Origin of the sequence: Rhodococcus sp. BS-15 (assembly GCF_000813105.1) — a bacterium.
In the GTDB taxonomy this organism is placed as follows: Bacteria; Actinomycetota; Actinomycetes; order Mycobacteriales; family Mycobacteriaceae; genus Rhodococcoides.
This window is the reverse complement of sequence record NZ_BAOX01000001.1, coordinates 37,585-50,118: the sequence shown is the minus strand read 5'-3', so window position 1 is coordinate 50,118 and position 12,534 is coordinate 37,585. Positions and strand designations below refer to the sequence as shown.

The following is a 12,534-nucleotide window of genomic DNA, read 5'->3' as shown; positions in this document are numbered from 1 at the left end:
AAGTCAGGTAGGCGCGCTCTAGCGTCATCGGGTATACAAACTTCACGAGTGCAGGATGCCGCTGCTCTTATTTTCTCGGTTTAGGGGAACTGTACCCTCGCCGCCAATTCGGATCGATAGGTATACGCCGGGTTGCGGTCTCGTGCCTGATTGCACAAATTCTGAGGTCTGCGAATCGAATCAATATCCGAATAGCTCGGTCGTGATAGGAATATTCAGCTGCGTGGCAATAGGTGTGTACAGATCTATATTTTCCTCGCGTGTCTTAAGGGACACGATCAGGGAATAGCGTATCGGCAAGTTTAGCCGATCTTTTCGCGTGTTCCTCTTCCACCAGCCACCGACTGGATATACCGCGATTGAATTGCATGCCGAAAGTTCCTGCCCAGAACCCTCCCATAAGTCTTGGTGCAGTGAGCCGAAGTTGCGTTGGTCGGGACCGACGAGCCATCGATCAGTGCCGCTAGAGGCCGTTCCCGCGCTGTCCTCGTCGTTCGCAGCCTCCCGATTAATCCTGGCGATAAACTGCTGCTGATTCTCGATTGGATTTTGTAGCTCGAACCGGAGGGCGTGCGACGCATATGAATATCGCTGGCGCCAGCCGCGCTTCGACGCCGATGGCTCGATGAAATAGGATAAGGTCACTTTCAGGGCCACGTCACCAGCGCCGATCTCGCTCAACGCGTCGGCCGGCCAAGGAAGTGAATGCAGACGGAACCGTCGCATCTTATAGTTTGTACCTTCGAACGGTACGAACTGATCTTGTGCAACGAGGGTGACGGCTTGTTGCGAAGACCGGAGTACAGCTTCTTCCGTGGGCACACCCCAGCCGTACCTGCGAAGAAGAATCAGCTGGTCCTTCTTCTTACCCTTCTTGGCATCGATTTCAGCACGCATGGCAGGAGTCCACTCAGCTGAATGGACGAGCAAGGCGCGAATGGTTTCGGGCCAATAGTCTGGGTAAAGGCTCATCGCGAGAGCTGCGAGCCGGGAAGCCTGGGCGGTTGCAGCGCTGGTGGCGTTGGCTGATGTCAGCGCCGAATCATTGCCGATTCCGGTCGTACGCAACGTGAGGAGAGGCAGCCGCGGCTCGAACATTGATTCGCCGTCAGTGAGGACGTTGCCTCCCTCCATACAGATGTCGGGCTTGATCGGCCATTTGGGCCCAAACAGCAAGGAGGTGCGGCTGTGCGGCGACAGCTGGCCATCGTCTGCGACTGGCCGCCAGCCTTGATACTGCGGGTCGGTCGGGATCGCAGTCAGCTCGGTGTGGGCACCAACGGTCAGGGCGTTCCACGCTTGAGCAGGATCATCGACTACGGCTGTATCTGATTCAGCAAGGTGGTCATGCTGATAAGTGCCGACGTTTCCAGCCGACACCACGATTAGCCTTGCAGCGTCAGGTTCAGGTGTCGCGAGCAGCTTCAGATGGTCGTTGTCTCTCACGACATCGACGCCAGCGGCCAGGGCGTCGATGCATGCGGACCAAAGCGTAGGCTCTCCGGGGTGATCGGCATTGGTTGACAGTGGGACGCAGAAGACGCGTGCCCTCTGCACGGTCGATTCCGATAGCGCCACCGCCTGAATCGTGACTGTGCCGTAATCCCTGGGATCATGATCGGCCTCCCCGTTGTTTGGAAGTACCCGCACCGATTCGAGGCGATGCTGAAGTCTGATCTCGCCGTTGCCCGTGAGCAGGTCATCGAGCTTTCCGAAAAGTGCCAAGCCCGCCATGGAAGTGCCATGGCCCGAGAGATCGAAGCCTGAATTTCCGATGACATCGTGAAGGTCGTCCTCGGCGAGCGACTCGGCGAGTAAGACATGGGTGCGCGCAACTCCGCTATCGAGGTGGCAGACAGCAGGTGCGTGATTATCAGCGGCGACTATCCGGCCGGCGAGTTCCTGCACGTACTCGTCTTGCTCGTCGGACGCGAGATCTTCGATTGAATCAATGAATTCTGGTTTGCGTATTTCCGCCAACGGGATACTGGTGAATGGAAGTATCTCTAGATCAGTCCACCTGGCCTCGGCCCAGGTTACTATTCGATCGTTGAAAACAAGGACTCGATCTAAGATTTTCATCTGATACAGGTCCGCGAAGGATCGCAATGAAGAAATGGCGTTGTCGGTAGGTTCAAGCCACAGTTCAAACCATTGCAGGCCGTGCTTCTGCGGTGCCTCCGCCGATTGCCATAAGTCATCAAGAACCGCCCTACGAATGCGTCCAATGTTCGCGACAAGTTCGCGGTTCGGGGGGTTTCCGGTTGGGGTTTCCCAGTTCACTGGATTGCCCTGCGTGGTCGTCCCGGTCAAGTAATCCTCGAATAGTTTTAGGAACTCCTGACGGTAGTCGTCGGCTACCCACACCACGGCCCGCTCTGGGCTGTCGTCTGTGGACGGTTGAACAGACATCAGCAACCACTTGGGAAGTTTCTGTTTGACGGTGTGGCGAGTCCGCTGTTGGAGAGAATCAATCTTCAGCGGATACGCTGAGTCAGCGCCCTCAAGGGTAACGAATGTCCCCAGTGACCTCAGCTCATCGGCAGAAACGCTGAGGGCGGCACGCTGCCCGTCTGCGTCGGACAGTATGTCGGCCAACTGGCCTCGTAGGGCAATACCGTTGGCACGCTGCGCGAGTGGGCGGATCTTCGCGTTTCCACCGTTCCTCCGGTGGAAATCCTCGTCTTCGACGCGATCAATAACGAGCAGGTGGGTTAGGTGGCGCAGATCGTCAGCCAATGCTCGCTGCCCGCCGCGTATCGAGGGCGGTGACTAGGTCATCGGCAGTAACGTTTGCATCTCCTCGCATGAGCACTGCCTTCGCTGCTGCCTCGGCCGCTTTGACAAGGTCGGCATGACTTAGCTCGTCGGTGTGCTTCGCGATCGCCTGCCACGAGACTCCTTTGGAAAGCCGACCGAGGCGGGCTCTTATCACAGCATTAGCTTGCTTGGAGTCGGGAAGGTCGTAGGTGAGCACGGCATCGAAACGGCGGAACAGAGCCTTGTCGAGGCTCGCCCGGTGGTTGGTCGCGGCAATGACGATACTGTCAGAGCTTGAGTTTTCCAGAAACACCAGGAATGAGTTCAGAATCCGGCGGGCTTCGCCGACGTCGTTCCCTGCGCGGTCCGCGCCGAGCGCGTCGAATTCATCGAAGAGGTAAACGCCTCGGCGGTCGCGAACTCCGTCGAAGACAACTCGGAGCTTCGAGGCAGTTTCGCCCATGAATTTGCTCATCAAGCTATCGAGGCGAACTGCGAACAGTGGGAGCGAAAGTTCACGCGCTACCACCGCAGCCGTCATAGTTTTTCCGGTACCGGGCGGCCCTTCGAGCAGCAATCGATGGGCGGGCGCGAACCCGTGGTCGAGTAGAGATTTTCGCTGGCGCTGTTCAGCGAGGACTTGCTTGAGACGAACTTGCATCTCAGGCGAAACGACCAAGTCGCGCAGGGAGACCTCGGGATGACTTACCGTCACTAGCTCTGCCAGGTCACCGCGCGGCTGGGCTAACTTCGTGACGTTGCTTCGCGGCGTGGTCTTGCGAGAAGACTCGACGGCTCTCTTGAGTTCGTCTGCCAGCACGTGGTGCCCCTGGCGCGCCTCACGAGCGGCGACCTGCAGCGCTACGGCGTAGAAAGAGGAGTCGTCGCCCGAGGCATGGCTCCGGACCATAGCCGTGATGTGCTCACCGAGCCCTGCCATCGCCCCTCCTCTGGGTAGTAGACACAGGTTCCATCGTATGGTGCCGACGTCGCAGAGCAACTATTCGGACGACGGCGGCAGATGGCGTCGTCCGCCTGATTTTCGGTGTTGTCCACCTGGCGGCTGGTTCAGGCGGACTCTATCTGACATCAGTGTGACGGATGGCACCGACCGGGTTGGTATCGACCGAGGTAGTAGACGTCCAAGGCTTCCGAAATGACGCATCAGGATGGTTTCGGTGTCGTCACTCATAATCTAGCGGACGTCCGGCGCGACGTTCGTATTCCTGCCGACGCACTGAATTTCTCCGGATAGCGCGCTGAACCGCCGCTGAACGCTTCGCGCATTACGCCCCTACCTCTGGGCGACCCGAACCACCGCATCGCGCAACGTCTTCGGATGCACACCTGTGCCGCCGACGGTCCTGGAACGCTCGGCCGCGGTGTCGATGCGCCAGGCGGTGGCGTCGAACAGGGCAGTGATGTCTTTCGCGGTGACGGTGGCCTCGCTTGGCGGCTCTTGATTGATTGAATGATGTTGTGCGCCATCGTGCAGATGCCCGACGATGAGCAGCGAACCGCCCGGCGCAACCCACTGCGCGATGCGTCGATAGAAGTCCAACTGCGGAATCGACGGATGCGCGTAGTGGGTCATAACCAGATCCCATCGCTCCGTCGGGTTCCATGACGTCAGGTCGGCTTCGATCCAGGTGACGTCGACACGTGCCGACTCGGCCTGCTTCGCGGCCGCGGTCAGGGCGGCTGTGGAGATGTCGGCACCGGTGACTCGCCAGCCCCGCTCGGCAAGCCAGATCGCTTCTGCTCCGGCACCACATCCTGCGTCCAACACGGTGCCGGGCGTCAATCCGGCTGTTTCCTCCACGAGATACGGATTCGCGGCGACGGTATTGGATGTTCTGTCATCCCAATGGTGCTGCCAATAGTCCTTGTCGAATGTGTGCGTCATGCAGAGCCCTCTCGGTTCGATGTCCTCGAACCGAGAGTGGCAGCCCATCGATGATGTGGCAAGTATTATTGCGGTTTCGGCAAATCGGTACGAATGTACGACTTTCGGGAACCATCCGTCGTCGCCGAGCGTCGAAGGGGTGGGGGTAGTCGATCGACGATGGGGGACGTTCGAGCATGACGAAGTGGCGAGAAGTGACGAGCATCGAGTGCCAACAGGATTTCGACGACCTGCTCGACGTCTGTATCGACATCGCAGCCGAACGGATCAGTGAGAACTGGGGATTGCACCCGGTGGCCGTAGTCAACGCCATCTCCGGCGGGCAGCGGGTGCTCGCGCCGCCTCAGTCGGAGGGAGGCGGGGCATCGAACACCGCGATGCACGAGCAACTCGTCCACGATCTGCGAGCCGTCGCCGGAGATCTGCGGTCGTACGCCATCGTCTCCGACGTGACCGGCGAGGAGGCGTCGGGCACATATCTCGAGGTTCTGCTCGAACACCGCGAATACGCGATGCGGATACTCGTCCCGTACCTGATGCCCGACGCCTCGACCTTCGATCTGGGTCCGACGAAGGCGTCTGTGGGGCAACGGCTTCTTTGGGGGTCGTGAGTGCGAAATGTGTCACTAGATGTACCTCGACGGGTAACGCGGTCGGTTCGGCAGCGATGGACGGTCTGTGATTCCCCGGCGAGAGCGGCAAGCGATGCCGAATGCTGCCTCGTCGGTGATGGACGGACGTCGCCGAGTTCTCGCGTCCCTGCTCGCCGTGCTCATGGTGCTGTATCTCGTGGCAGTCTTCGCATCGAGGTTCGATACCAATGGGGCCGGTGCAGTCGGCGAGATGTGGGCCTCGGCAGTGGCTGCAATCGGGTTGCTGGCGCTGGCAACTCGGCGGCCCAACCCCGTACGGCAGGGAATTGCCATCGCGTGTGCCGCGGCGGCACCGGCCCTGACCATGGTGTTTCACCAGTACATCGAAGGCCAAGTGTGGGCGCTGATACCGGCGATGTTCCTCGCGCTCTACCTGCGGGCGACCTACCGCGTAGTACTGGCTCGGGTGCTGTGCATCGCGCTCGCCGCGCTCTCGACCACAGCGCTGCTGCTCTCTCCGGCACCGGTGCCGATTCTGTGGGCAATCCTCTACGTGGTGTGCATCCTCGGAGCTGCCGAGATGTTCGGTGCCCTCGGTGCCGACCTCATCGCCGGCGCTATGCGAGACCCGCTGACGGCCACGTGGAACCGCGCAGGTTTCACCTACGCGGCGGCGAACCTCGCTGACGGCGCCGCCCGTCGCTGGGAGAGCATCGCCGTCATAGTGTTCGACGTGGACCACTTCAAAGCAGTCAACGACAGACAGGGCCACGCCGCCGGCGACCGCGTACTCACCGAAGTGGCCGAGCGACTGACGAACAAGGCCCCCGCCGGAAGTGTGGTCGCCAGACTGGGCGGCGACGAATTCGCCGTCCTCGTCGCCGGACACGACGAAGAGCAGGTCGACGCTCTCGCCCGGGAACTGATCGAGGGACACCCGGTGGGAGTCACATACGGAACGGCGCTCGGTGATCCGAACGCCGACGTGCTCGATTCCTTGCTGCCCCTCGCCGACGCGACATGTATCGACGAAAGGCACTGCGCCGCAGTCGTTGAGGTGTTCGGCCCGGATTTCCCGCAATCGCGCGCGCATTCGCCAGGTGCACGCAAATTATGCCCGGATCGGTGGCGAATCCGGACGCGTTTCGCAAGTGCGCGCGCGTTTGCGGAACCGGGGCCTCGCGCGCCCATCGGCCCCGTCCAGGGGATTGGCACTCTCAACCGCCGAGTGCCAAAATGGAGTCACATTCTCACTCGAAAGGAGTCCGCAGTGACCGTCACCTCTCCCCACTTCGATACACGTGATTCGGACGACGACATGCCACCGAAGTGGTGGAATCGGCGCATTCGTACCCGCGCACAGGTGACCGAATACGCCGTCATGTTCGGTGCGCTGTCGATCGTCTCGTTCTGGGCCGCGGGCCTCGGGATCGCGGCAGGACTGATTGCCGTCGCCTCTGCGCTGTGGGCCGATCGCAGCCCCGACCTCTCCGGCCCGCCCGCCGATCGCAGCGACACTGCGCTGGCTATCGGCACCGGAATTCTCGGCATCATCGTCGGGTTGGGATTCGTGGTGATGGTGCTGCCGCACTGGTGATGGAGCGCCTGCCTCGAGGCCGGTCGACCGCAGTGCGGTCGGCCGGCCTCGTCGTTTCGAAGAACATTTCTCATGTATCTGCGACGGAGCGTTGCACCAACCGGTTTTATGTGTGACGCTGTGTTGCGTACACATTTGTTCGGACGCAGGCGGAAGGACCACCATGACTGCAGTCGACGACGCACGGATGCTCTACCGAGACAGGCTGCACGCATTGTCGACGGCATCGGTGCATCAGCACTTCGACGCCTTCCTCGACATCCCCTGGGATGAGCCCGAATACGCGATCGTTCCCAACGATCCACGCTGGGTGCTCCCGGACGCGGACCCGCTCGGCCACACCGACTGGTACAAGTCGCTTCCCCTGGACCGGCAGATTCACATCGGGATGTACCGCCAGGCCAGCATGGTCAAGGTGGGTCTGCAGTTCGAGCAGATCCTCATCAGCGGACTCATGCACTACGCCCTGACGCTGCCCAACGACTCACCCGAATTCCGGTACTCGACGCACGAGGCCACCGAAGAGTGCCACCACACGCAGATGTTCCAGGAACTGGTCAACCGCATCGGCATCAACGTGCCGGGTGGCCCCGCGTGGTTCCGCAAGATCGTGCCCGTGCTGGCACTCTTCGCGAGCCGGTCCGCACCGTTCGGATTCTTCGTCGGCGTCCTCGCGGGAGAAGAGCCGATCGACCACATGCAGAAGGGCGTCCTGCGTGCCGGTAGCGTCGGACACCCCTTGGTCCAGCGCGTGATGCAAATTCACATCGCCGAGGAAGCCCGTCACATCGGCTTCGCGCATCAGTACCTCGAGCACAAGGCCCCGCGGCTCGGACGCTTCGAGAAGGCATCGATCTCGATACTCATGCCGGTCATCATGAGACTGCTGTGCGACGTGATCATGAAACCGAGCAAGCAGATGCGACGCGACCTCGACATCCCCGACGAGGTAGTCGACGCCGTGTGGTGGGACAGCGACTCCTCACGAAAAGCATTGCGCGACACCTTCGGTGACGTTCGCATGCTGGCGGGCGAGCTCGGACTGATGAACCGCGCGTCCCGACGAGTCTGGCGCGCCCTCGGCATCGACGGACGCCCCTCGCGCTACCGCAGTGAGCCGTCGTTCGGCTGAGCTGATTGTTGGGGGATCGAACGTTTCCCGATGGTGAGACTGAGCGCATCGAGTTCGGCCAGCACCGCCGTGGCAGCCCAGATCTGGTTGCGCTTGCTGGCTGTCAGTACCTCGAGCACGCCTGCCTCGGTGGTCGTCAGAAAACGCGATTAGTCCAGCACGAAATATACTTTGATACTGCGAAAGTATTCTATGTGACCTGATGGATGCGTTTCCGACGCTTTCGGGGCTACCGCGAGCCGTCGTTCGGCTGAATGTCGTCGACGACGCTTTCGAGGGGCACCTGCGGGATCGCGATCCCGCGGGATGCCCCGAGGCCCTTGACCTGCAGCCAGATGGTGTCGGCCAGGAACGTCGCGAAATGATCGAGCCCGGTACGTGATTCGGTCTGCCCGCTCCAACTGCGCACCGCACCCATGCAACCGGAGACGAGGCCCGCCACCCACGGCCGCACCAGCGACCAGTCGTCGGTGGTCAGGTCTGCGTGCACCAGCGACAGGAACGCGGCGACGCTCACTTCCAACTGCTCGGCCAACAGAGCGTTGGTCTCCTCGAGCGGCGTGGGCGACTCGGCGCTGACGTCCTGCTCGACGAAACGCGTCCACGCGGGATGCTCGGCAACCCAGCGCACGTACGTGCTCACCACGCGGTGCACCACATCGCGAGGAGTTCCGGTCAATGCGAACGACGTGACCAACGTGGCCGTCAACTCCGAGCAGATGGCCCGCTGAATGGCAGTGTCCAAGTCGGTGCGATCCCGAAAATGCCGGTACAGCCCGGTGCGATGCACCCCGGCCTCGGCGGAAATCTGAGGGGTGGTGAGCCGCTCACCAGGAGCGATATCGCGCGCCAGAACCGTCATGGCCGCGTCGATGATATGGCGTCGACGATCGGTGTTGTGCTGTTCCCAACGCCGCTTACGGCCATCGGACTTCGGGCGGGGGCCACCGTCACTCATGCTGCATGGTCTCACGTCCATATCGGATGATGACGTCAGTTGCTGCGTTTACGAAGCGCGAACAGAACACCCGCTGCGGCGACCACGGCCACCGCCGCCCCGATGGGCCAGAGTGGGAATCCGCTGTCGGTCTCTTCCACGGCGGTTGGGGTTGTTTCGGTTGTGGCCGGCGCTGTGGGTGTTGTCGACGTCGGGGACGATGAGGTGACTTGGAACGGAATGCTGCCGGTGATCGGATGCCCGTCGGCGGAGACCACTCGGTAGCCGATGGTGTACTCGCCCGCCGCGCCGAGACCGTCCAGATCGACGGTCACCGTGCTGCCGTCGACCGCCGGTTCCGATGCGGCCCAATCCATTCCGTCGGAATCGACGACGGTGACGGTGGCGAAGTTCTGTGAGACGGACTGGTTGAACGTCAGGGTCACCTCGTCCGGCGCGGCGTCGAGCACGGAGTTCTCGGCAGGGTCGCTGGACTGCAGAGTTGCATGCGCAGCTGCTGGGGCGATCGACAGTGCCGTCGCGGTGAGAATGGCGGCTGCGATCACGGCGAGGCGTTTCATCGGGTGCTTTCTTGTTGTGGTGCAGGGTTATTCGTGCGGGGGCTCGCCGGTGACCTTGTGGTCGGCGAAGTTGAGGCCCTCACGCACTAGGCGGGCGAGGTGACCGTCGGCCAGGCGGTAGATGACGTTGCGGCCGTCGCGTCGGGTCTCGACGAGTCCGGTGAACCGGAGCTTGGCCAGATGCTGACTGACGGCGGTGCGGGAGGTTCCGGTGGCTGTGGTCAGTGCGCTGACGTCCGCGGGGCCTCGGTCGAGTAGCCAGAGGATGTGCAGTCGGGTGGGGTCGGAGAGCATCCGAAAAGTGTCGCTGGCCGTGGCCAGGCGTGCCGAGTCCGGTTCGACGGCATGGTCGAGACTGATGCGCGGTTCCTTCTTCGGTGGCATCGAACGTCGTCTCCCTACGCGGAGGCGATCACCGACATTCGGGAGCGACTCCACAGGCGTGCTGCGGACAGTGCGCAAGTGTAGCCAAGCCCGTGAGCACCATCGCCGCGGCGAACAGTCCGAACCGGGCCCCGACCCATCCCGCTATCGGATAGGTGAGCAGAAACGCCGCGTGCGACAGAGAGAACTGTGCCGTGAAGATGGACGTTCGGGTGCTCTCGTCGGATTCACGACGCAGAATCCTCGCCGACGGCGTGTTGATCATCGACGTCCCGACGCCCAACAGCGCCCACGTCGTAGCCAACGCAACCCAGGCGGCCGACCCTCCGTGCATGGTCGCCACCAGTGTCGCTGCCGCAGTTCCGGTCACGGCCACTGCCGCCCCGGTGAGCATGACGGTGTGATCTTTCGTGGATCTGAGCGCTCGCGGGATGAACAGTGCCGCCACCATCGACCCGGCACCGTAGACGCCGAGAGCGATGGCCAGCTGACTGCTCGATCCGCCGAACAGATCGCGGACATAGACCACGGAGTTGACCACCACGAGAGCCGTCGCTGCCGCGACCACCGTGTTCAACGCGAGCAGTCCCTGTAGTTCGGGATTTCTGACGAAGGTCGCGATGCCCGTGGTGGGTCTTTGGGTCTTCGTTGCGAGGTGTCTCGGTAGTGCGGTGCCGAGCACCATCGCCGCGGAGACGACGAACCCCAGAGCTGTGCCGACGAACAGCGTGTGGAAGCCGATGACCGTCAACAGGGCTGCGGCGATGAGCGGACTGACCAGAGATTCGAGGTCGTAGGCGAGTCGCGAGAGCGTCAACGCGCGGGTGTACTGCTGCGCGTCGGGCACCACGGACGGAATGACGGCCTGGAAGGTGGGAGTGAAGGTGGCCGACGCGGCCTGCAGAACGAAGATGAGTACGTAGACCTGCCACACCTGATCGACGAAGGGCAATGCCAGCGCGGTGAGCGCCCTGACGACGTCCGCGGTGACGAGTACGAGCCGGCGCGGCAGCGTGCTGGTCAGTGACGAAACAATCGGAGCGACAAACACATACGCGATCATCTTGATCGCGAGGGCGGTGCCGAGCACTGCGCCGGCGGCACTGCCTGCGATGTCGTAGGCGAGCAGCCCCAGCGCCACCGTCAACAGTCCGGTGCCCAGCAACGCGACGACCTGCGCGGTGAAGAGGCGTCGGAACGCGGGAATGTCGAGCAGCATGGCTTCAACATACACACATGTGCGCAAGTGCGCACTCATAATATTTTCGGGTATTGGTTCTCTGCCCCCGGTTCACGCAACCAGCCGCACGTGAACCGGTATTTTTCGGTACATTCGGGACACAATCGAGCATCCGGGGGTGGTTCATGGCCGACGCATTTGTGGAGAGTGCGTGCCGAGCCATCAATCAGTTGCCCTCGATGATCGGATACTGGGATCGCTCGCAGCAGAACGTTTTCGCCAATCGGGTCTACGCCGACTACTACGGCATCGAGCCGTCACGAATGCTCGGCATGCACATCAGCGAACTGTTCGGCGAAACTCTGTACGGGTTGAACTCGCCCTACATAACCGCGGCGCTCGCCGGTGAACAGCAACAGTTCGACCGCACACTCATCGATGTCCGCGGCGCGGTGCGCGTCACGCAGGCCACCTACGTTCCCGACATCGTCGACGACACCGTCGTCGGATTCACCGAATTGGTGGTCGATATCAGCGCCCGCGCCGAAGTGGAACGGCAACGCGACCGAGCGATCCGGCTGTTCCAGATCGCGATGGAGAACGCCCCGATCGGCAAAGCCGTTCTGACAGTCGGCGGACGCTGGTTGCAGGTGAACAAGGCCCTCTGCGAACTATTGGGATACACCGCGGAAGAGTTGCAGCAGAAAACCTTTCGCGACCTCACTCATCCCGACGACATCCCCATCGCGGACGAACACCTTCGCGCGTTGGCAGAAGGAACCCTGACCACCGTCGCGTCGGAGAAGCGGTACGTCCGCAAGGACGGTGCAACCATCTGGGTGCAGCGCAACGCCACGCTGGTACGCGACAGCGAAGCCGGCGACGTGATCATCGCGCAGATCCAGGACATCACCGCACGAAAAACAGCCGAAGCCGACCTCGAACGACAAGTGCTGATCGACGACTTGACCGGCCTGGCGAATCGTCGACGATTGATGGCCGAACTGCACTCGCTCAGGGAGTCGGCAGGCGACCGCCCCGTCGGAATACTCTTCGTGGACGTCGACGGCTTCAAGTCCATCAACGACCGATTCGGCCATGCCGTGGGGGACACCGTGCTGCAGGGAATCGGTCGGCGCATCCTCGACAATGTCCGCTCGGACGACGTCGCCTGCCGCATCGGAGGAGACGAATTCGTCGTCCTGCTGCGCAGTGCCCGCTCACTCGAAGGAGTCGAGCGATTGGCCGAACGAGTCGTCGGCCTACTCGCCGGGCCGTACGACATCGCCGGCACCGCAATCCAGGTGACAGTGAGCGTCGGATGGAGCTGGGAGCCGACCACCAGCCCCGACAACCTTCTCCGCATCGCAGACGAACGAATGTATTCCTCGAAGCGCGCCTGAGATCGGGATCAATGTGGGCTTCAGTCGGTCAGAATGCAACAGAGTCGCGTTGATCCGCTGG

The 12,534-nt window shown here is 61.9% G+C and carries 12 protein-coding genes; 4 read left to right on the top strand and 8 right to left on the bottom strand.

The window, feature by feature from the left end:
* Positions 1–180 precede the first annotated feature (180 nt).
* From RHBS_RS00270 to RHBS_RS00260, 3 genes are all read right to left on the bottom strand, one after another.
* Positions 181–2,739 (bottom strand): S8 family peptidase, encoded by a 2,559-nt coding sequence (locus tag RHBS_RS00270; RefSeq protein WP_128644503.1) that lies wholly within the window; start codon positions 2,737–2,739, stop codon positions 181–183.
* On the bottom strand, positions 2,732–3,700 hold the full coding sequence (locus RHBS_RS00265) for an AAA family ATPase (protein ID WP_128644502.1): 969 nt from the start codon (positions 3,698–3,700) through the stop codon (positions 2,732–2,734). The genes RHBS_RS00270 and RHBS_RS00265 overlap by 8 nt, the downstream gene beginning before the upstream one ends.
* A gap of 354 nt (positions 3,701–4,054) precedes the next feature.
* On the bottom strand, positions 4,055–4,666 hold the full coding sequence (locus RHBS_RS00260) for a bifunctional 2-polyprenyl-6-hydroxyphenol methylase/3-demethylubiquinol 3-O-methyltransferase UbiG (protein WP_128644501.1): 612 nt from the start codon (positions 4,664–4,666) through the stop codon (positions 4,055–4,057).
* Between the two features lie 176 nt (positions 4,667–4,842).
* Between RHBS_RS00260 and RHBS_RS00255 the strand changes: the two genes are divergently transcribed.
* The 3 genes from RHBS_RS00255 (at position 4,843) to RHBS_RS00245 (ending at position 7,988) form a co-directional block, all read left to right on the top strand.
* A complete protein-coding gene (locus RHBS_RS00255) occupies positions 4,843–5,277 on the top strand; it encodes a hypothetical protein (RefSeq protein ID WP_128644500.1) in 435 nt (144 codons plus the stop codon).
* Positions 5,278–5,371: 94 nt separating this feature from the next.
* Positions 5,372–6,856, top strand: a complete 1,485-nt coding sequence (locus RHBS_RS31325) for a diguanylate cyclase (RefSeq protein WP_128644499.1) — start codon at positions 5,372–5,374, stop codon at positions 6,854–6,856.
* 163 nt (positions 6,857–7,019) lie between these two features.
* Positions 7,020–7,988 (top strand): diiron oxygenase, encoded by a 969-nt coding sequence (locus RHBS_RS00245; RefSeq protein ID WP_128644498.1) that lies wholly within the window; start codon positions 7,020–7,022, stop codon positions 7,986–7,988.
* Here RHBS_RS00245 and RHBS_RS28610 read toward each other — a convergent pair.
* The 5 genes from RHBS_RS28610 to RHBS_RS00225 form a co-directional block, all read right to left on the bottom strand.
* Entirely contained in the window at positions 7,961–8,107 is a 147-nt protein-coding gene (locus tag RHBS_RS28610) for a hypothetical protein (protein ID WP_187298298.1), read from the bottom strand. The genes RHBS_RS00245 and RHBS_RS28610 overlap by 28 nt on opposite strands.
* Positions 8,108–8,217: 110 nt before the next feature.
* Positions 8,218–8,946, bottom strand: a complete 729-nt coding sequence (locus RHBS_RS00240; protein ID WP_187298297.1) for a TetR/AcrR family transcriptional regulator — start codon at positions 8,944–8,946, stop codon at positions 8,218–8,220.
* A gap of 35 nt (positions 8,947–8,981) precedes the next feature.
* A complete protein-coding gene (locus RHBS_RS00235; protein WP_128644496.1) occupies positions 8,982–9,506 on the bottom strand; it encodes a copper resistance CopC family protein in 525 nt (174 codons plus the stop codon).
* Between the two features lie 27 nt (positions 9,507–9,533).
* Positions 9,534–9,890, bottom strand: coding sequence for a metalloregulator ArsR/SmtB family transcription factor (locus RHBS_RS00230; RefSeq protein ID WP_032396178.1), 357 nt, complete (start codon positions 9,888–9,890; stop codon positions 9,534–9,536).
* 28 nt (positions 9,891–9,918) lie between these two features.
* Positions 9,919–11,109, bottom strand: coding sequence for an MFS transporter (locus tag RHBS_RS00225; RefSeq protein WP_128644495.1), 1,191 nt, complete (start codon positions 11,107–11,109; stop codon positions 9,919–9,921).
* 146 nt (positions 11,110–11,255) lie between these two features.
* Here RHBS_RS00225 and RHBS_RS00220 point away from each other — a divergent pair, with 146 nt between their 5' ends.
* Complete coding sequence (locus RHBS_RS00220; RefSeq protein WP_128644494.1) at positions 11,256–12,473, top strand: GGDEF domain-containing protein; 1,218 nt, start codon at positions 11,256–11,258, stop codon at positions 12,471–12,473.
* Positions 12,474–12,534: the final 61 nt, after the last annotated feature.